General features: G+C 37.4%; 19 protein-coding genes. 7 read left to right on the top strand and 12 right to left on the bottom strand.

Annotated features, from left to right (window positions below; genetic code table 11):
• The first annotated feature begins 28 nt into the window (after window positions 1-28).
• The 5 genes from MP478_RS01215 to MP478_RS01195 all read left to right on the top strand — a co-directional run bounded on the left by MP478_RS01215 (window position 29) and on the right by MP478_RS01195 (window position 6227).
• Complete coding sequence (locus MP478_RS01215; protein WP_257199343.1) at window positions 29-1564, top strand: hypothetical protein; 1536 nt, start codon at window positions 29-31, stop codon at window positions 1562-1564.
• Window positions 1565-1654: 90 nt separating this feature from the next.
• Window positions 1655-2731: a serine hydrolase gene (locus tag MP478_RS01210; protein ID WP_257199342.1), complete on the top strand. Its 1077-nt coding sequence runs from the start codon at window positions 1655-1657 to the stop codon at window positions 2729-2731.
• 175 nt (window positions 2732-2906) lie between these two features.
• The gene (locus tag MP478_RS01205; RefSeq protein ID WP_257199341.1) at window positions 2907-4304 is read left to right on the top strand and encodes a Gfo/Idh/MocA family protein; all 1398 of its coding nucleotides are present in this window, start codon (window positions 2907-2909) and stop codon (window positions 4302-4304) included.
• Window positions 4294-5202 (top strand): sugar phosphate nucleotidyltransferase, encoded by a 909-nt coding sequence (locus MP478_RS01200; RefSeq protein ID WP_257199340.1) that lies wholly within the window; start codon window positions 4294-4296, stop codon window positions 5200-5202. Before MP478_RS01205 ends, MP478_RS01200 begins: the two co-directional genes overlap by 11 nt.
• Window positions 5193-6227, top strand: coding sequence for a phosphotransferase enzyme family protein (locus MP478_RS01195; protein ID WP_257199339.1), 1035 nt, complete (start codon window positions 5193-5195; stop codon window positions 6225-6227). Before MP478_RS01200 ends, MP478_RS01195 begins: the two co-directional genes overlap by 10 nt.
• A 587-nt stretch (window positions 6228-6814) precedes the next feature.
• Here the strand turns inward: MP478_RS01195 and MP478_RS01190 are convergent.
• Window positions 6815-7306: a DNA-deoxyinosine glycosylase gene (locus MP478_RS01190; protein ID WP_230035722.1), complete on the bottom strand. Its 492-nt coding sequence runs from the start codon at window positions 7304-7306 to the stop codon at window positions 6815-6817.
• A gap of 98 nt (window positions 7307-7404) precedes the next feature.
• Window positions 7405-9399 (bottom strand): S9 family peptidase, encoded by a 1995-nt coding sequence (locus MP478_RS01185; protein ID WP_257199338.1) that lies wholly within the window; start codon window positions 9397-9399, stop codon window positions 7405-7407.
• Window positions 9400-9605: 206 nt separating this feature from the next.
• Between MP478_RS01185 and MP478_RS01180 the strand changes: the two genes are divergently transcribed.
• Window positions 9606-10469, top strand: coding sequence for a T9SS type A sorting domain-containing protein (locus MP478_RS01180; RefSeq protein WP_257199337.1), 864 nt, complete (start codon window positions 9606-9608; stop codon window positions 10467-10469).
• Window positions 10470-10518: 49 nt separating this feature from the next.
• Here MP478_RS01180 and MP478_RS01175 read toward each other — a convergent pair whose 3' ends face one another.
• Both MP478_RS01175 and MP478_RS01170 read right to left on the bottom strand, forming a co-directional pair.
• A complete protein-coding gene (locus tag MP478_RS01175; protein WP_257192280.1) occupies window positions 10519-10863 on the bottom strand; it encodes a phage holin family protein in 345 nt (114 codons plus the stop codon).
• A 118-nt stretch (window positions 10864-10981) separates the two neighbouring features.
• On the bottom strand, window positions 10982-11404 hold the full coding sequence (locus MP478_RS01170; RefSeq protein ID WP_230035715.1) for a PaaI family thioesterase: 423 nt from the start codon (window positions 11402-11404) through the stop codon (window positions 10982-10984).
• A 207-nt stretch (window positions 11405-11611) separates the two neighbouring features.
• Here MP478_RS01170 and MP478_RS01165 point away from each other — a divergent pair, with 207 nt between their 5' ends.
• On the top strand, window positions 11612-12034 hold the full coding sequence (locus MP478_RS01165; RefSeq protein ID WP_257199336.1) for a hypothetical protein: 423 nt from the start codon (window positions 11612-11614) through the stop codon (window positions 12032-12034).
• Between the two features lie 366 nt (window positions 12035-12400).
• Here MP478_RS01165 and MP478_RS01160 read toward each other — a convergent pair whose 3' ends face one another.
• The 8 genes from MP478_RS01160 to MP478_RS01125 form a co-directional block, all read right to left on the bottom strand.
• Window positions 12401-14524, bottom strand: coding sequence for a type IA DNA topoisomerase (locus tag MP478_RS01160; protein ID WP_257199335.1), 2124 nt, complete (start codon window positions 14522-14524; stop codon window positions 12401-12403).
• Between the two features lie 208 nt (window positions 14525-14732).
• Window positions 14733-15476, bottom strand: coding sequence for a M17 family peptidase N-terminal domain-containing protein (locus MP478_RS01155; RefSeq protein WP_257199334.1), 744 nt, complete (start codon window positions 15474-15476; stop codon window positions 14733-14735).
• Window positions 15477-15538: 62 nt separating this feature from the next.
• Window positions 15539-16414 (bottom strand): pirin family protein, encoded by an 876-nt coding sequence (locus MP478_RS01150; protein ID WP_257199333.1) that lies wholly within the window; start codon window positions 16412-16414, stop codon window positions 15539-15541.
• 321 nt (window positions 16415-16735) lie between these two features.
• Entirely contained in the window at window positions 16736-17320 is a 585-nt protein-coding gene (locus tag MP478_RS01145; protein WP_230035706.1) for a Crp/Fnr family transcriptional regulator, read from the bottom strand.
• A gap of 10 nt (window positions 17321-17330) precedes the next feature.
• On the bottom strand, window positions 17331-17642 hold the full coding sequence (locus tag MP478_RS01140; protein ID WP_257199332.1) for a hypothetical protein: 312 nt from the start codon (window positions 17640-17642) through the stop codon (window positions 17331-17333).
• Window positions 17643-17818: 176 nt separating this feature from the next.
• A complete protein-coding gene (locus MP478_RS01135) occupies window positions 17819-19429 on the bottom strand; it encodes a Na+/H+ antiporter (RefSeq protein WP_257199331.1) in 1611 nt (536 codons plus the stop codon).
• A gap of 105 nt (window positions 19430-19534) precedes the next feature.
• Complete coding sequence (locus MP478_RS01130) at window positions 19535-20155, bottom strand: alpha/beta hydrolase (RefSeq protein ID WP_257199330.1); 621 nt, start codon at window positions 20153-20155, stop codon at window positions 19535-19537.
• Window positions 20156-20160: 5 nt separating this feature from the next.
• Window positions 20161-21114: a VOC family protein gene (locus MP478_RS01125; protein ID WP_257199329.1), complete on the bottom strand. Its 954-nt coding sequence runs from the start codon at window positions 21112-21114 to the stop codon at window positions 20161-20163.
• Between the last annotated feature and the right edge of the window lie 85 nt (window positions 21115-21199).

Below are 21199 nucleotides of genomic sequence, written 5' to 3'. Positions count from 1 at the left end.
TACTTTCGTACCAGTTAAACAAAAGCAGATGAATAACCTGATCAAGTTAGTTTTTGTACTGGTTATATTTCCTTCTACAATTATTGCCCAAGCATCAAAGGAAAATTACGCATACCATATCGACCTTCTTCATCTATCGAATGATGAAGTCAAAGTTTCTTTTACGCCACCCAAAAATAACCTTAAAGAAGGGAAGTTTATTATTCCCAAACTGGTTCCCGGGTTTTATCAGGCCATGAATTTCGGTCAGTATGTTTCCAATCTTGTGGCTACTGATAAAAAAGGAAAAAAAATACCTGTCGAGCGTCTGGATCAAAACAGCTGGATGGTACATGACCTTAAGCATGCCAACAAAATATCATATCAGGTAGCCGATGGATGGGACTCTTTAGAAAAAGATACCCATGGAGCTAAATCTGCGGGCAGTACATTTAGTAAAGACAGTGTTTTTGTCATCAATTATAATTCTTTGGTGGGATATTTTGAGGAAATGAAAGATATTCCCTATCAAATTAATATTACAAAAAATAAAGATTTTTACGCCTCTTCTGCGCTGGATTACAAACAGAAAGATAAAAATACAGATATCGCATGGGCCAAAGATTACCGCCAGCTGGTGGACTCCCCTGTTTTATACTGTGTTCCTGATACCACCTGGCTGAAAATAGGGCATACTGAAGTTCTTGTTTCATTTTATAATAAGAAAGAAAGGCATTATTCAAAAAAAATAGCTCTTGAGATAGAGAACATTTTGAAAAACCAGCAAGCTTATCTGGGAGGATCATTACCGGTAAACAAATATGCCTTTTTGATTTACTATGAACCTTCAAATGAAAGCGGATTCATGGGAGATGGGCTGGAGCATTCTCAATCGACAGTCTGCCTGTACCGGTCTGGGAATATGAAGTTTCTTCCCAATGCTCTAAACAGGGTCGCTTCTCATGAATTCTTTCATATTATTACTCCTCTCAACATTCATTCAGGAGAAATTCAGCATTACGATTTTCTACATCCTTCTCTATCCAAACATCTGTGGCTATATGAGGGAATGACGGAATATGCAACCATCCATATGCCTATAAAACAAAAAATGATTGGCCTGGAGGATTTTGAAAAAACCCTGGAAGAAAAGATAAAGGGTATGAAAGAGTTTGACAACAAGCTGTCTTTCACGGAGATCAGTAAGAATGCCATGGAAAGACAAGACCAATATATGAATTTTTATCAAAAAGGGCCATTACTGGGCATGTGTCTGGATATCAGATTACGGGAGCTTTCCGGAGGAAAAATGGGAACTCAGGATCTAATGTTACAGCTGATGAAAAAATACGGTGAAGGCAAATATTTTAATGATAATGACCTGTTTGATGAAATTACAAAAATGACTTTCCCGGAAATACGTACATTTTTCAGGGATTTTATTGAAGGCACCCAACCCGTTCCTTTGAAAGAATATCTGGGAAAAGTTGGTTTTACATATGATGAAACTACCGGAAAAGTAAGTCTTTCCTCTAATCTCAATGCAAAACAGCTAGCGTTAAGGAAAGCATGGATAGATCAGTAAACATTCAATATAATAATATGAGTTATAATACGTAAATAATTGATTACTTTAACGTAAGTAATTCAGTACTAAACTAAAAATATATTCCCCATGAAAAAAATACTGTCAGGAATACTGATGATGATGATTCATCTGGCCTATCCTCAGATACAGAAAGTTGAGCAGGTCATTGACTCCTGCGTGCAGAAAGATAATTTCAATGGGAGTGTATTGGTTGCTAAAGGTGGCAGGATTGAATTACTTACCTACAAAGGTTTATCAAACAGACACTATAATATTCCTTTTTCAGATGAAACCAGGTTTCATATCTTCTCGCTGACCAAAACTTTTACGGCAGCATTGATCATGCAGCTTTATGAAAGAGGAAAAATAAATTTAGACGCTCCTATTTCCACCTATTATCCCGAATATAAAGGAGAAGCTGCCCAAAAAGCAACGATAAGAAATTTGTTGACCTACAGCAGTGGGAGAGAAAACAAAGACATCAGTTCGCCTGAACTTATTCATCAGGCTTATGATAATACGATATGGGATCTGGATGATTTCATCAGTACTTTTCTCTCTGAAAAGCTGATCGATAAACCGGGCACAAAATTCAGCTATAACAATGGTGATTTTATTCTCCTTGGAAAGATTATTGAAAAAATATACCACCAACCTTTTGAAAACGTTCTTAAAGAGCAGATATTAACTCCCCTGAAAATGCAGAACACAGGATTTCTTCATCACAATGATATTATCCGGAATATTGATGATGGTTATACGGCTGACGGTGAAAATGTATTTGCTCTTCATACACCCACCAACACCTATATTGACAATTTTTATTCTGCCGGAGCCATGTATTCTACTCCCAAAGATCTCCTACTCTTTGATCAGGCCTTATTCAACCATACCTTATTTAATAAAACAACACTAAACACCATGCTTACTCCTGATAAAAAGCTTGAAGATACAGCACTTGGATTTTGGGTATATCCTAAAAAATTCGGTTCTGTACATACTCTTTTTGTAGAACGTCAGGGTGAAGGCTATGGGCATAGTGCCAACTGGGTACATCTAGCCGATAAAAATGATCTTACCTTAATTATTCTGTCCAATACAAAAGACATTAAGTATTTAAATAAAATGAGAGAAAGACTGATTACGGCTTATTTTGGACAGTAAGAGGATAGATACTAGATTTAGATGCCAGATACTAGATATCAGAGATGTACACCATAAGCTATTTTATATTCTCCCACTCTAATACTCTAATACTCTAATACTCTAATACTCTCCCACTCTAGTACTCTCTTCGCGGCGATTTACAAAAGTTTTAATATATTTAGAAAAAAAATAGATGGACAATAGTACTTCCCGCAGGAACTTTCTAAAAACAGCAGCTTTGGCGAGCTTTGGAGCATTGGTGGTACCCAATTCTTTATTTGCCTATTCAAATGATTTTAAAACAGATAAGAAAGTGCGTGTCGGCTTTATCGGTGTTGGGCTTCGTGGACAGGAACATGTAAAATTACTGGCAAAACGCAGTGATGTGGAAATTGTAGCATTTGCAGATCCTGATAAAAGAATGCTTTCCGCTTCCCAGAAAATATTAAAAGACAATAATAAATCTGCTGCTCAGGAGTTTTCAAACGGGGAATATGACTATAGAAATCTTTTAAAATTAAAAACAATAGACGCTGTTGTTATTGCCACTCCATGGGAATGGCATCTTACGCAGGGTGTGGAAGCTATGCGCGCCAAAAAGATTGTTGGAATGGAGGTTTCCGGAGCTATTAAGCTTGAGGACTGCTGGGAATTCGTGAAAGTATATGAGGAAACGAAGGTTCCTATTTTCATGATGGAAAATGTATGCTACCGAAGAGATATCATGGCTATTCTGAATATGGTCCGTAAAGGAATGTTTGGAGAACTGGTTCATGGAAGAGGCGGCTACCAGCATGATCTGAGAGGTGTTCTTTTCAATGACGGGGTGAACCCATATAATTCCGGAGCTGAATTTGGTGATAAAGGTTTCAGTGAAGCAAAATGGAGAACTGAACATTATATAAAACGTAATGGAGAACTGTATCCTACTCATGGATTGGGTCCGGTTGCCATGATGATGGATATCAACCGTGGAAACCGTTTAACAAGGCTTTCTTCATTCTCCTCAAAATCTGTAGGATTACACAAATATATCGTAGAACATGCTAAAGGTGGAGAAAATCATCCGAATGCCAAGGTAAAATTCAATCAGGGTGATATCGTCACTACACAAATTGCCTGTGCGAATGGTGAAACAATACTGTTGACCCACGATACCAGCTTGCAGAGACCTTACGACCTTGGATTCCGTGTACAGGGAACTGAAGGATTGTGGCAGGATTTCGGATGGGGAGATTTCAACCAGGGGAATATTTATTTTGAAAAAACAATGAACCACAGCCACCGTTGGGAAAATACGGAAAAATGGATGAAAGAATTCGATCATCCGATGTGGAAGAAGTTTGAAAATACAGCAGCAGGTGCAGGACATGGCGGAATGGATTTCTTTGTGATGAATACGTTTATTGAATGCATCAAACGGAATATAGAATTTCCAATGGACGTTTATGATCTTGCTTTATGGTACTCCATTACGCCGCTTAGTGAAGAGTCTATTGCCAAAGGAGGCCAGGTTGTTGAAATTCCTGATTTCACCAATGGTAAATGGAAGACCCGTAAACCTGTATTTGGAATGACCGATGAATTCTAAAAAATCATTACTCATATTGGCCGGCGGATTAGGCAGCCGTTATAAAGGTCTCAAGCAAGTGGATGGAATACTCGATAACGGCTCTCCGATTTTGGAGTATTCTATCTATGATGCTCTTGAGGCTGGCTTCCGTAAAATAGTGATTATCGTTAACAGATTAGTTCCCAAAAGTTATATTGACCGCCTTAATGCTCTATCCCAAGCAAAAGGGTTTGAGCTGCATTGGGTATATCAGGAAATGGATCGTATTCCTGTTCCTGATTTTGATTACTCAGAACGGCAGAAGCCCTGGGGAACCGCTCATGCTGTTCTTTGCGCAAAAGATGTGATACATGAACCTTTTGTAATGATCAATGCAGATGATTTTTACGGAAAAGAAGCTTATCACCTGGCAGCTGACGAAATTGAACTTCATCATATTTCAGCAATACAGCTGGCTATGGCAGCTTATCCGGTAAGTACTACATTAAGCGGGAACGGAACTGTTGCCAGGGGAATCTGTACTTTAGATTCGGACAGTTTCCTTGTCAAGGTAGAAGAACAGACATCTATTCAAAAGGTAAATGATTCAATTATTTATACAGAAAATGGGCAGTCTATAAAGATAGCTCCTGATACCTTAGTATCCATGAACTTTTTCATTTTCCATCCCGGTATTTTTGGTACCCTGGAAACCTATTTTTATGATTTTATAAAATCAGACCCGATGCCTGATCAGGAATTTTATATTCCTTCCGCCATACAGAGAATGATGGATGAAAAAAAGGTAAAAGTAAAAGTGAAAATCTCACCTTCCCAATGGATGGGAGTTACTTACGCAGACGACAAGAAGAGCATTAAAGATTTTCTGACCTCAGAAATTCAAAAAAACAGATACCCGGAAGATTTATGGAACTAAACAGCATTGTGAATCAGTTTATTGGCACCAATAGTTATAACATTTCCCCCATTACGGATGGACTGATCAATACGACCTACCTTTTAGAAGATAAAGATCAACAGAAAAAGTTTATCCTGCAAAAAATTAATCGTACCGTTTTCAAACAGCCGGAGATTATCATCAATAACCATATTGTTGTCAATCAACGTTTAGAAAATGGAAATTATCCTCTGCAGCTTATAAAGCCCATTCCTTCTTTAACGGGAAGTTTTATCGTCTATGATGAAAATATGGATTCATGGAGGTTATCCAGTTTTATAGAAAATGCAAAAACCCTTTTTAAAATTCATGATCAAGCCTCTGCTTATGAATCTGCAAAAGCAATAGGATGTTTTCTTAATGCCATTAATACAGGAGATATTCCGGATATCCAGTCCCCAATTCCTGATTTTATCAATTTTGAAAAAAGAATTTCAGATTACAGGGATTCATTACATGCTGCCGATGTAGCCCTTATAGAAAACGCTTCTACTGAGATTGAAGAAATTAACGATTTGCTGTTCTTACCTCAACACTGGATTGAAATGGAAAGAAATAATGATCTCCCCCGCCGAATCATACATGGAGATCCTAATGTCAGAAATATTCTTTTTAATACCGATTTCAGTCCTTTAGCGGTTATTGATCTGGATACCATCATGATTTCTACCTTATTGTATGATTTCGGAGATATCGCAAGGTCTTACACCAATACAACCAATGAAGATGACGGAAGTGCTATAAAAAACTTCAGTCCATCCATATACAGGGCTGTAAAAGATGGATTTCTGCTTCATTTAAAAGAAAAGCTGGTATTCAAAGAACTTGAGTATCTTGATTATGCAGCCCAGGTGGTAATCTATATTCAGGCAGTTCGTTTTCTGACAGATTATCTGAATGGAAGCACATATTATTCGATACAGTATCCTGAGCATAATCTCAACAGAACACGCAATCAGCTGAAACTGTTAAAAGGATTAAGGAAATACCTGAAAGCTGATTAATTTCCTGCCTAACAGATTGATCAGATTGTTGATATAGTAAGACTGATGCTTTCTCTATTCCTAACACATATACAGTAGAAAATCAGATACTTTCATCGAAATTTTGATTAAATCAGATCTTCGGTTTGTAGTGAAAAATAAAATTTACGCCATTAACCACCCCGTCAAAAATTCTTCGAATTTTTGCCACCCCTCCGAGGAGGGGAATATTTAGTCTTCAATTGGTATATTTGACCATCTGATTTCAAATTCCCATGAAGTTAAAAGATAATGATTGGAATTTCCATTTACCATGTCATTCCGCAGGAATCTAACTGTAGATACAAGAAAATCAGAGATTTTTCAAAAACTTAAGTGAACTTTTCAGCAGTCTGATATTAACTTAAAAAATCTAAAGTGTCTAGAATATTTTGTGGCTTTTGTGGTTTATCTTTTCTCACAGATTGAGCAGCTCAGGCAGATTCTTACTACGTTTAGATTCCTGCGGAATGACAAAGTGTGTGCATAGACTGTGTTTAGTATTTGTCATTCCGCAGGAATCTTAATGCTGACTGTTATCCTTATGATCAATTTTAGGTATTGAATCATCAATCCAGAAATTCCAGGATCTTCTTCCACTCTTCATATTTCTTTTCAAAGGAAACGGTATGAAGCGGACTTGTAGAAGGTAATAAAAAGACTGGAAGTCTATAGTTTTTTCCTAGAAGTTTCTGTAGGTTTTTATAAGACTTTCCTCCGTTGCAGAAAACAGCTCTGATGTTAGGGTGTTCTTCCAACAGCTCAGCAATTTGATTGGCCTCTTCATTTTTAATCTCAGAATCCAGGCTTCCTTTTCTTTCACAGGAATCAATAACATCCCAGAGGGCAATATGGTATTTCTTTAAAATATTGATTCTTTCCGTATAATCTTCTGTAAATTCTTCATTCAGCAATTCAAAAATAATCTTCCAGAATTTGTTTTGTGGATGAGCGTAGTATTGTTGCTTTTCCAGTGATTTCACTCCCGGAATAGAACCTAAAATTAAAATTTCAGACTGTGTATCGATAAGTGGTAAAAATGAAGAAATACGGTTTTGCATGCTCAAATATATAAATTTTGTCTAAAGCCATTAGAACTTTTTAACCATAAAAAAACGGGCCAAAGCCCGTTTGTATTGATCTATAATTGTTATTACTTTTATAATGTTTCTTTCAACCAATCGAAGAATTCCCTCTGCCATACCAATCCGTTTTGTGGATGAAGTACCCAGTGATTTTCATTTGGGAAATAAACAAGTTTAGATTTCAGTCCTCTTAATTTTGCAGCCTGGAAAGCTTCCTGCCCTTGTTCGTAAGGTACACGGAAATCAATTCCTCCCTGAACAATCATGATTGGCTTATTCCATTTTTCCACAAAATTGCTTGGGTTGAATTCTGTATAGGCTTTTGGAAGTGGTTTTTCCCATGGAGAACCGATATCCCAGTTCGCAAACCAAAGTTCCTCAGTGGTCAGGTACCATGATTTCATATCAAATAATCCATCGTGGGCGATGAACGTTTTGAATCTGTTTTCGTGTATTCCTGCCAGCATAAATACGCTGTATCCACCATAACTTGCTCCTACAGCAGCTACTCTGTCTCCATCTACGTACGGTAATGTTTTTGCGTAATCAGTGGCTGCCAGATAATCTCTCATGGGCTGTCCACCCCAATCTTTAGAGATCTCCTCATTCCATTTTGTTCCCCATCCCGGCATTCCTCTTCTGTTGGGAGCCACTACGATATAGTCATTGGCAGTCATTAAAGCAAAGTTCCATCTTACACTGAAGTACTGTGTCAATGCAGACTGTGGACCACCCTGGCAATATACCAGCGTTGGATATTTTTTATTAGGATCAAAATTTGGTGGATAATGGAACCATACCCCCATTTCTTTACCATCCGAAGTTTTTACCATTTTAAGTTCAGATTTACCCTGAGCCAACTTAGCATAAGCCCCTTTATTAGCTTCAGTTACCTGCTTCATTTCTCCGTTTTTAAGATTTACTGAGAAAATTTCTGTGGCATGGTTTACATCTGTTCTTCCTACTAAAAGTGACGTTTTATTATCTGTAAAGATTTCATTAACGTCAAAATCTCCTCTGGTAATCTGCTGTACTTTTGCAGATTTTGAATCCAGTGAGAAAAGCTGTTTTGTTCCTCTGTAAGCTGCCGTAAAGTAAACTGTTTTTGAATCGGCTCCCCAAAGCACATCTCCCGATACGCTGTCGTCCCAACCTGCAGTAAGATTCGTAGTCTTACCAGATTTCCAATCCATGATCTTTACATCATTTTTATCTGCTTCATAGCCATCTCTGGCCATACTCTGCCAGATCAATGATTTTCCATCCGGGCTGAATTTGGGATTAAGATCATATCCTTTATTAGATTCTGTAAGGTTCTTGGTAGTTCCTGAAGCTAAATCGTAAGCAAAAATATCTGTATTGGTACTTGTTGCATATTCTTTACCGCTTTTAGGTTTGGTAACGTATAAAAGCTGTGCAGAATCCGGGCACCAGATAAAATCTTCAGCACCTCCGAAAGGTCTCTGAGGAGAATCCCAGGTTTTCCCTTCTAAAAGATCTTTAGCAGCATCTACTTTATCGGAAGTATTGACAACAAATACGTGGTTGTATTTCCCTTCATTGAAATAATCCCAATGTCTGTGGTTCAGGTCTGTGTATACCTGAGCTGTTGTTTTAGGAGTATCACTGTATTTATCTTTACCCATCAGTTTTTCAACCAGAACCTGTTTGCTGAAAGCGACTCTTTTACCGTCAGGAGAAATAACAATGTTATCTGCCTCACCTATGGTATAGAATTCTGTCCAGGTTTTTCCGGCATCTTTTGAAAGATAGATGATATCACCTTCCTGTGCATAGATTCCATTTTTATCCCACTGAATCAGGGCTTTTTTACCGAAATCTATTTTTGAAGACTGATTATTAAGAACATTTAGAAAATAATTCTCATTTTTTGTTTTCTCTGTTTTCAGATCTACCTGTCCTACTTTATAAATAAGGGAAGCTTGATCCGGTGAAACGGCCTGTACTCCTACTTTTTTCAAAGTCCAAAGAATTTCAGGCGTCATTAGTTGTTGTGCATTCATTAAAAGCGGAGCTGCCAGAGCCAGCAGGCTGTACTTAAGTTTCATATGTTAGTATTCATTTTTACGGATTCATAAAACCAGATAAGGCTCATAGAGTCCTTTTATTAGATTCAAAGATTGCCAAAGTTAATATTTAAAATAAAAACGGACGAAAGAATTAACATGAAAGTTTTACGATATTGAAAATAAATAGTTAATATGCAAATGAATTTTTATTAATTTTATAAAAACTAAACTAATATCCATTTTACATGAAAAAATTTCTCCTTTTTTCTGCACTCTTTGTGTCTTCTTTCTTTTTTTCACAGTTAACGATAAGCCCTTTTCCCAATCATTATTATAACACTTATCAGGCAACTATTTCAGGAAACGGAACTATTTATTATACTACTGATGGAAGCACACCTACATTAAGTTCTGGTTCAGCAGTCAATAATGTACAGATTCCCATTGATCAGAATAAAGAAATCAAAGCATTTCTTGTTGATGGCCAGGGAAGTTTATCAGCTGTCATCAGTAAAAAATATTATACAGGAAGTATTCCTACGGCTAATATTTACTTTAAAATTCCTTCTACATGGACCGGAAGCTGTGTAATGATTGATATGGTGAATCCTAATTCTATTGACGGATTTGCGATGGATACCTTCTGGCCAGGGATCGTAATGCAGCCCGCAGGATGTGAATCCTGGTATAAGGCTGCCAGAAATTTTGAAAGTGCCAATGTACGTTTTAACAATTGTACCCTCTTTGAAAATATTCCTTCAACTATCAGTACAAATTTGATTCCTATGGAAAGTACTTTGTATTATGATTTTACTGACGGGATCATAACAACTCCACCCTCATGTTTATTTTTAGCGACTCATGAAACGCAGCAAAAAAACAGCAATGTTTTAATTAAAGTTTACCCGAATCCTGTTTCAGATATTTTAAAAGTAAATACTGACAGGAATTTTCAGGAATACGAGATTCTAGATGTGAATGGAAGAGTGATTGTAAAAGACCAGTTTGTAAAAGAAATTTCTATTCATCAACTTATTTCAGGAAATTATTTTCTAAAACTGAAAGATTCAAAGGGAAATTTAGTATTGTTAAAATTCATTAAAAAATAAAAAAATCCGCTTGTTGAGCGGATTTATATTTTGATCTGTATGTTTTTAATTAATCTCCATCTGAGAACATTGAACTTGCCAAAGAAGTGACAATGGACAATAGAATGCTAAATATAAATGCCCACCAGAAGCCATCTACCACCATACTGTCTATAAAATAATCTGCAAGCATAATAATTGCCGCATTAATTACCAAGGCAAAGAAACCTAGTGTAATAATGGTAAGGGGAAGTCCGAAAAGGCTTAAAATAGGTTTAACAAAAATGTTTAAAACTCCCAATACAATGGCAAAGATGATTGCTGTTGAAAATCCTTCAAACTGTACTCCCGGTAAAACTTTTGTTAAAAGATACGCAACTATCGCCGTAATAAATAATCGGATAATTAAGTTCATATTATTATTTTTTAATGTTTATGGGGGTTATGGAGCAAAAGCCATTCCATTTCGGTAAAAAAAATTCAATAAAACCCTTTGTTTAAAGATATTTTAGCCTTTTACCATCCTGAAGCTTTTATTTTATTTTCATCATGGTCACCAATGAAGTCGCCACATGACTTTCTGAATCTGGACCTTCATTCTGAACATAAATTTCCGTTCTGATCACACTGATTTTGGTACCGCCCTTAATGACATATGATTTTGATATCAGAGCATCACCCATTGCAGGCCGTAAATAGTTCACCTTTAGCTCAACTGTCACTACATAGCAATCTTCTTTGTAATGGCTTACGGCTGCATATCCCGAAGAAACATCCACTAAAGAAGCGATCATTGCTCCGTTGAACATTCCCGCTTTCCTGGTCATCATTTCCATCTTAGGGATTTTTATAGAAATAAAATCTGTTTCCACTTCCAGCAGTTCTGCCCTGTAGAATTTCAAGGTTTCCGAGCGGTTGAAGCTGTCTGTAATAAGTTTTGTTTTCTCTGGAGTCATTGCTTTTTGAATTTGAATGTAAATGTAAAGATTGATTTAAAAAGTAAAGAATTAAAAGACTAAAAATTGAGTGATAGGTCCGTATTCTTATTCGCCAACAACAAAAAGCTTGCACGCTTTAATTATTGCAGGAGTAATGTTTAATCTGTAAGCTTAGGTTTATTTTTATGATATAAAAGTTTAGCTTTGTATTAAAGGGATGATCATATGGATTTTAAAAGTTTTTTTTCGTGTCTAAGCATTCTGATGTGCTGTACTTTTCATGCCCAAACCTTATCTTTATATGGAGGTTCAGATCAAGATCAATATCTGGGATGTTTAAACTGTGATACTTTTAATAAAGATTCAGTGTGGAACACTTATGGTGATTACGGAAATGTATACAGTTCAAAATCAATCTGGAATTCTTACGGAAATTATGGGAGTTCATACAGCACTTGCTCTCCCTGGAGCTCTTATGCTTCCTACCCTCCGGCTATTATCGATCAGGATGGAAATTTTTACGGATATCTTACCTTGAATACATATAAGTCTGAAAGATCCGGTCTGGAACTGGCTCAGGTGTTGTGCAAATACCATGAGGATATCAAAAAAGATATCAGTGGTTGGTATGACAGGCTGTTCAGGTAATTTTTTAATTGAGAGGTATATTGACCACCCCGTCAAAAATTCTTTGAATTTTCGCCACCCCTCCGGAGGAGGGGAATGTGTAGTCTTCAATTGGTATATTTGAGCTTTTATTACCTGCGAAATGAAAAATACATTGTATAAAAGACTCTAAAGTATTTTTTAAACACTTTAGTTCACTTAAGCAAGTGTAAAAATTACTGCATATGGGTAAGTTCACTTTAGGAGAAAATCAGAGATTTTCATAAAACTTATATGTACTTTTCAGCAGTTTAAAGGTCACTTTTAAAAATCTTAAGTGGTTAAATTTTTTGTGACTTTTGTGGTTGATATTTCTCCTGCTGATTGAGCAGATATTTTGTGTAGGTTTTAAGAAAGCAAGACATTAAAATCATTACTTAAAGTCAGGACTCCTTCTGTTAATCCTTCCGGGTGAGTATTGAAGCCTTTCAATTTTGAGCTTTTCCCTTTTAAAACCAGGTCCATCAATTGTTTATCAGACAGTTTTTTACCAAAAATTTCAAAACTAATTTTAAAACCACAGTTTTTGAAATCTGAACAGCCAACTGCTGTTTTTCCTTTGATCAGGTTATGTTCTTTACACTTTGGACATTTTGTTTCTTCCCAGGACTGCAGTTCTTTTTTCTGTGCCGGTTCTCTTTTTTTCTTTTCCTTCACCTCTTCTTGCTCTTCCTGCAGAGTAATCACTTTTCCTTTGCCATAAACTACTTTTGCGGTAAGCTCCGTTACCATCTGGATCAGTTCTTCTTTAAAAAGATTGGCTTCATATTCACCTTTCTCAATTTTACGAAGTTTTGATTCCCATTCTCCGGTAAGTTCCGGACTTTTTAGAAGTTCATCCTCAATGGTATCAATCAGCTGAATTCCAGTTTGTGTAGCAATCAGGTTTTTCCTTTTCTTTTCTATATATTTTCTTTTGAAAAGGGTTTCGATGATGTTGGCACGGGTGGATGGTCTTCCGATACCGTTATTTTTCAGAAGTTCACGAAGTTCTTCATCTTCTACCTGTTTCCCGGCGGTTTCCATTGCCCGCAGCAATGTAGCTTCGGTATAGGGTTTTGGAGGTGTCGTTTTTCCTTGGTGGATCATTGGATCGTGAGGTCCGGTTTCTCCTACAATAAATTCGGGGATGGTCTGTTCTTCTTCCTTTTCTTTTTCTTTATCGGCAGATTCTTCTTTAGGTTCTTTGGCATAGACAGCTCTCCATCCTGCTTCAAGAACTTGTCTTCCACTGGTTTTGAAAGGGATAGTTCCTACTTTTCCTTCTACCAAAGTATTGGAAATTTTACATTCCGGATAGAATACGGCAATAAAACGTTTTGCAATCAGATCATAAATCAGTTTTTCCTCCCTGCTCAGATTCTGAGAAGGTGGGATTTCCGTAGGAATGATCGCATGGTGATCAGTTACTTTGGTATCATCAAAAACTGCTTTCGATTTTGGAATCGGAGCTTCTAATAATGGAGCAATCAGGTCCTGATAAGGATACATTTTCTGAAGAATTCCTCCTATTTTCGGATATAAACTTTCGGATAGATAAGTGGTATCAACACGCGGATAGGTTACGTGCTTCTTTTCGTAAAGACTCTGGATATAATTCAGCGTGTTTTCTGCTGAATATCCATATTTTTTATTGGCCTCTACCTGAAGTCCCGTCAGATCAAAAAGTCTTGGATTCTTTTCTTTTCCTTCTTTTATTTCGAAAGAAACGATCTCAAATGGATTTACTTTAAGATATTCCAGCCCTTTTTCAGCACGTTCCAGCGTTTTTAAACGGTCAATCGCTGCATTGAAAATAACGTCACGGTATTTAGTCTTCAGTTCCCAATATTCTTCTGTGGTAAAGGCATCGATCTCTTTCTGACGCTGAACCAGCATCGCCAATGTCGGAGTTTGCACCCTTCCTATAGAAAGAACGGCTTTGTTTCCACCAAATTTCTTAGTAAAGAGTCTTGTCGCATTGATTCCTAGCAGCCAGTCTCCTATGGCTCTTGCATTTCCGGCCAGGTAAAGGTTTTTATAATCTTCAGCAGGTTTTAAACTGGCAAAGCCCTCCTTGATAGCTTCTTCCGTTAGTGAAGAAATCCATAAACGCTGGATCGGTTTGTTGCATTTTGCCTTCTGCAATACCCAACGCTGGATCAATTCTCCCTCTTGCCCGGCATCCCCACAGTTAATCACCTCATCACATTCTTCAACCAATCTTTCGATTACTTTAAACTGGTTTTCTACGCCTTTATTCGGAATAAGCTTTATTCCAAAACTGCTGGGAATAATAGGCAACAGAAACAAATTCCAGGATTTGTATTGCGGACCGTAGTCGTGAGGTTCTTTTAAGGTACAAAGATGTCCAAACGTCCATGTTACGCAATAGCCGTTTCCTTCCATATAACCTTGTTTAGGCGTGGTAGCACCCAATACTTTGGCGATATCTCTGGCAACACTGGGTTTCTCGGCAATACATAATTTCATGAACTCGGGTTTATTGTAGGGGTGCAAAAATCGGGATTTTTTTTGACTTTCGCTAATTTAGTTGAGAGTGGATAGCTTGGAGTTGAAAGATAGTGAAATTAAGTTCTATATTCTAAAGATTTAGAGTATAACATTATAATCGTCCTATCTATTGAGTCGTCCTAAAATAGGTTGACACTAAATTAAACAATATTACTATCCGGAGGAATTATTTTTTTTGAGCTTCAGAAATGGCATCAGCAATTCCACCGCCTGCGGTTTCAAAGAAGGCAGGACCAGCCAGCAGATATACTTTTTCTAATTTTTTTGTGGTGGAAAGTTTGTGTTCTTTCAGATAAGTTTCAGAGCGGTTCGCATGTACGATTCCTCTTACTACGTTTCCAGCTACCAAAGCAGTTGGAGAATCTATTCCTGCATCTTTCAGGTCACTGGCAAAGGCAAAATTGGTAACGCCTAACCTCATAGCTTCACGGGCTGCCACTTCTCCTACGGAAGTCATCAGGTCAGGGGTGAATTTGTTACGGTCACCCAAACCGATCAGCAATAATTTCTTTGCAGACATCGATCCCTCAGGCGGGGTAATCAAAAGGGTTCCTAAAGAATGTCCCTGAAACTGGCCTGACTTTCTAAGGTTGGTTAATTCTCCTTTTAAAGCTTCATCCAGATGAACCAATCCGTTCAATTTAGCGGGTAAAGCCTGAGCGTTAAAAATATCTCCTTCCGTATATTCGAAAATACAGGCTACCTGAAGCTGGGAATCGGCTGAAGAAGGTCCCTGTACTAATCCTATCATGGAGATTCCATCTACGATTCCCCAGTTTTTAGAAGTTCCTAAAGCAGTGGTTTTTGCAGTGGCTGTAGTAGAGATCGTTTGTGCAAAGCTTAAACCAGTTAATACCAGTAATGCGAAGACTAATGATTTATTTAGGGTATGTTTTAATATATTTTTCATATTTTTTTTGGTTACTGATTATTTTTGTTGTCGGACAGAAGGTTCTTTTTATAATCTTTGTTTTATAAAGTCATAGGTACTTCCATCAATAGGATTTCCGTTCCTTCCCCGGTTATTTTAATATCTAAATCCTTGATATCCCACATTCCGAAACCATCTCTTTCTTCTACTGGCTGACCCTCGATTTGTGCACTTCCTTTAAGGATAAAAGCATAGACTCCGTTTCCTTTTTTCCTGATCTGATAACTGACTTTCTTATCCTTTTCAAAAGTTCCCAGATGAAACCATGCATCCTGATGAATCCATACTCCTTCATCATTGGCATCTGGGGAAAGGATCTGCTGAAATTCGTTTTGACGTTTCGTTTTATCTAATGTAATCTGGTCGTATCTTGGGACTACATTTCTTTTGTTGGGATACACCCAGATCTGGAGAAACTTCACAGGCTGATCAGTATTTCTGTTGAATTCGCTGTGCATAATTCCGGTTCCTGCACTCATCACCTGAATATCCCCGCTTTTGATTACGGCTGTATTGCCCATGCTGTCTTTATGTTCAAGATCTCCTTCCAGAGGAATACTGATGATTTCCATATTGTCGTGAGGATGGGTTCCGAAACCTTTTCCCGCTTCTACTTTGTCATCATTCAAAACTCTCAATACTCCGAAATGCATTCTTTCAGGATTATGGTAGTTGGCAAAACTGAAAGTGTGCTGGCTTAGCAACCATCCATGATCAGCTTTTCCCCGTGAATCTGCTTTATGGATGACAGAGTTGTCTTTAATTTTTGATTCCGTATTGGGTAAATGGTTATATCCGATAGGTTCTAATGGTTCGATTTCATCAATATCATTTTTCATGGTATTTCCAAGAGAAGCTGATGCTACAAACATTCCTGTTCCCAATAATCCTTTTTTTAAAAAATCTTTTCTGTCCATATCAAGTTATTATTTGTTTGTTTTTGATAGGACAAATGTACAGCGGTGAAAAACCCTGCACATTTAACTAGTTTAATAAATGACTTTTCAGCAAAAAAAAATGCCGGATACTTTTTTGTATTCGGCAGTATGATTATATTGATTGTTGGAATAAAAAGATTTTTGGAAATCGCAAAGGCGCAAAATATTTATTACGTAACATGTATTAAGGCGCAAGGATTTATCTACGATAAAATTATTGAGATACTCATTCAACATTTGTTATCAAAAAAAAAAAAATCTGTGTAAATCTGTGTAATCTGCGGGTAAAAATCTCAAGATTTATTTTTCTTTTGAAGCCAACCGTTTTCTGATGGTGCTTACAAATTCCTTCGAAACCCCTAGATAAGAAGCAATATAATATTGAGCTACCCTTTGTGGAATTGAAGGATATACTTTGATAAATTCAATATATCTGTCTGAAGCAGTCTTTGAAATGGTATTCACAAGGCGGCTCTGTAAGGTCGTTAAATTCCGCTGTACCAACATCCTGAAAACTCTCTCAAACTTGGGAATTTCCTGTAATAATTTCTCTTTAGTTGCAGGATTCAGCATATAAATTTCTGAGTCCTCCAGAGTTTCAATATATACTTTTGATGGTTTTTGCTCCTGAAAGGAAGCAATATCGCTGATCCACCAATCTTCAATAGCAAACAATAAGGTAACCTCAGAACCGCTATCATCCAAGCAGTACATTCTTACACATCCTTTGTGAATATATCCTTCAAACTGGCAGATTTCTCCTTCTCTTAATAAAACAGTCTTCTTGGGAAATGTCTGGCAAACCAGAACATCTGTAAAAATTTTCTCTTCTTCCGGACTTATAGTGATGAACCGTTCAATGTTCCTGATGATATTTTCAAACATAAATTAAAGTTTACCCCTGCAAATTAGGAAAAAGACTGTAAACTTCGTTCTTTAACAGTCCGCTTCCTCCTCCATAATGGTCAATCACTTTAACATCTTTATCTAAATGGGCACAGAATATCTTAATCTCTTTCTCAAAGTTATCGGATAATCCGGAACTTAAAAGAACGATATCTATCTTATTTTCTGTTATATAGTCATAGCTGGCATTCTCATCACTTTGAATTTCAGCTGTCCAGCCGTCGTTATTTCCTATAATCCGTTGTAAAACATCCAGAATTTCCTGATTCTTTCCGATGATTAAAAAATGTAATGTTTTCATTAAGTTTCAGTATTGATGGTTCTTATTGGTTACGAGTTGAGGGGTTGATGGTTGAGAGTTTATAGGTAAGAGCGATGTAACGTATAAAAACCGGAAAGTGGAAGAATAATAAGTAATTTTCTTTTGAAGCTATTAACTCTCAACTCTTAACTTTCAACTCTTAACTCTCAACTCCCCTACAAATGTTTACTCCCCGTTATTTTCAATTCATTCAAATCCAGCTGAGATTCGGCTTTTCTAATCTCATCATCACCGAATAATTTTTCACGTTTCATTTTGAATAAATCCTTTCTCTGTAATGCAATAATGTCGAGCATGATCTTATGATATTCCTTCAGATCATTCTGCCTGTTGGTGCACATTTCAATAGAGCTCAGATGGTTTTGGTGGAGTTTAATATCATTTTCCAATGCTTTTTTAAGGTTCTCTACCAGGTTATTACTGCTTACCGTAGGTTCATATTCTTTGATCAGCCTGTCAATTGCCAGTTGATCCAGTCTCATTTGAATTCCTGCCTGCTGCTCATGAGAAGGTAAAATAGGATCAATTTCCTCTATTTTAGTTAATTTAATAATCAAAGGCAGTGTAAGTCCCTGGAAAACCAACGTTACAAAAATAACGATAAACGTGATAAAAATAATCAGGTTTCTCATAGGAAACTGAGACTGCTCATTCATCATAACCGGAATGGATAAGGCTGTTGCCAGAGAAACAACTCCCCGCATTCCGGCCCAACCGATGATCAAGGGATTTTTCCATCCCGGGCTTGGGTCCAGTCGGGCTTTTTTACTCAGCCATCTCGGTAGATGGGCTACCGGGTAAATCCATAACAGGCGAACCACAATTACGATACCACTTATAATTAAACCATATTTTATACCCTCCATTAAAGAGGTTTCTCCCAGACCATTGATAATATCCGGAAGCTCAAGTCCTATTAATACGAAAACCAACGCATTCATTACAAAGATCAACGTATTCCAGACTCCTGTCATATTAATTCTTGTCGTTCCGGTTTTAAAAATCTCATGGGCACGAAATGACATAAAAAGTCCCCCGCTTACCACAGCCATCACTCCTGAAAAATGGAAATGCTCTGCGGAAAGAAATAAAATATAAGGTGTAATTACCGTAATAGCGGCATCAATTGCCGGGGTAGTAGGCAAAAACTTATGAATGGCATAAAAAATATGAGCTCCGATAATTCCTACAACAATTCCCATTCCTGCCACAAGAAAAAACTGGCCGGTGGCTTCATGCATTGAGAAAGCTCCCGTCATTACCGCAACTAAAGCAAACCTGAAAACAATCAGTGAAGAAGCATCATTGATCAGGCTTTCCCCTTCCAATATGGCAAGGGTTCGTTTAGGAACCTTTAATCCTTTTAATACAGTGGCTGCTGCAACAGCATCGGGTGGAGAAACTATACCTCCCAATAAAAAGCCTAATGCCAGGGTAAAACCGGGAATCAGAAGCTGTGAAGTATAAGCAACCACCAGAGAGGTCAGGAAAACAAGTCCAAAAGCTAACAGACTGATGGGGCGTTTCCACTTCCAGAAGTCATTCCAGGAAGTATACCATGCCGCTTCATATAAAAGCGGTGGTAAAAAGATTAAAAATATAATATCGGGATCCAGCTTTAAAACAGGTACTCCCGGAATCATGCTGATTCCTAATCCGGCAAGCACCAGAAAGATAGGGTAAGCAATCTTTATGCGCTGTGCCAGCATCACCAGCATCATAACGAGTAATAAAAGACCCAGTATTAAAAGTAGTGATTCGTGCATCTTTTTTAGAGGATATAAGTTTTGGCTAAAGCCAATGGATTGATGATATATTGTCGGGTGGCTAAAGCCCACCTCTATTGAATTTTGACAATACTATCTTTTAATTTATTTAAATATAACCGAATTCGCCAGTTCAATTTCCTCCTGATTAATGGAATGTCCGAAATTGGCGTACACTTTTTCTGTAACCTCAGCATTCATTTCTCTTAGAATATTGGCTGTAGCATACACTCTTTCTATGGGAACATGGAAATCAGGATTACTGGTTGCCAAAAGAACCGGAGTTCCTGCAAAATCACCTTTATAGTGATCCCGGTTGATCTTATCACCAATCACTCCTCCGATAATAGCCACTGCTCCACCCAATTTTTGTGCATTACGGGCCAAAAATTCCAGCGTAAGACAGGCGCCCTGGGAAAATCCGAAAAAATAAATGTTTTCAGGTTTAATGCCTGCATCTACAGCAGCTTTTACTGTTTGATCTACCATTTCCAGGGCAGATGACAACCACGGTTCATTCTGATCAACCGGAGCGATAAACGAATAAGGATACCAGGTATGATTCAGTGCCTGTGGGGCTAATAATGCATAGTCTTTTACATTCAGATGTTGGGATAAACTCAGGATATCCTGAGCACTTCCACCGCGTCCGTGAATCATAATCAAGGCTTTCTCTGCCTGTTTTAACGGTGTTCCTGCTGTTTTTATATTTAAAATATGACTCATTATTTCTATCTGAATTTTTCTGTTGGATAATTAATTGCAGGGAGAATTTCCGCTAAACGTTCCCTTTGTTCTTCAAATTGTTCCGGTAACATCAAACCTTCCCCTAATGATGCAGCTTCTTCATCTGCATCGAACCCCGGACCCGAAGTGGCAATTTCAAACAACACACCACCGGGCTCTTTAAAATATACTGATGTGAAATATTTCCGGTCTTTCACTTCTGTATGCTCCAAACCATATGCATTGAGCCTGTCTACCATCTCAAGTTGCGACTGTGCATCCGGAGTGGCAAAAGCTACATGATGAACAGTCCCTCTTCCTGCCAGCCCTTTTAACGCATTAGGCATATACAAAAGATCTACATATTTCCCTGGCAGATCTTCTGTTGCCAGTCTCAATCTGTCAGCGCTTTCAGTAATGACCTTATGGTCCATCTGGGTCGTTAAAAGGGCGGCCGTTCTTTCATAAGCATCCTGCCAGATTTCCACATGGTGAATTCCTTTTAACGCATATTCTTTGGGAATATAGCCGTTGTTATATCCTTTTCTTTCATCTTTATCATTAAAAACCAATTCCAGTCCCAGCCCGTCAAAATCTTCAAGATAAATAAAAACTTCATCAGAAAATCTTTGCTGTGGCTGTTTATATTGAATATTAAACTGATCCAGACGATTTGTCCAATACTCTAATGCATCCATAGAAACTGAAAAAGCAGTGGTATTCAGCATTCCTTTGCCGTGTCTTCCATTAATCAGGTCTTTACCATAGGGAAAAGTTGTCAAAATAGTTCCCGGCGTTCCATATTCATCTCCGAAATAGAAATGATAAACATCGGAGTATTCAAAATTTACCGTTTTCTTGACCAATCGAAGTCCTAAAACTCCGGTATAAAAATCTATATTTTCCTGGGCATTGCCGGTAATAGCCGTAACATGATGCAATCCTGTGATAAGTTTCATAAAGTTGAAAGTTGAAAATTGAAAGTTAAATTTATTGACTGATTGTTGTAATGTAGAGTTTCTACATATATTTCCGGATTATTCC

It is taken from the genome of Chryseobacterium sp. WG14 (genome assembly GCF_024586945.1).
In the GTDB taxonomy this organism is placed as follows: domain Bacteria; phylum Bacteroidota; class Bacteroidia; order Flavobacteriales; family Weeksellaceae; genus Chryseobacterium.
The sequence above is the reverse complement of the archived record's forward strand: the minus strand, read 5'-3'. Positions and strand labels throughout refer to the sequence as shown.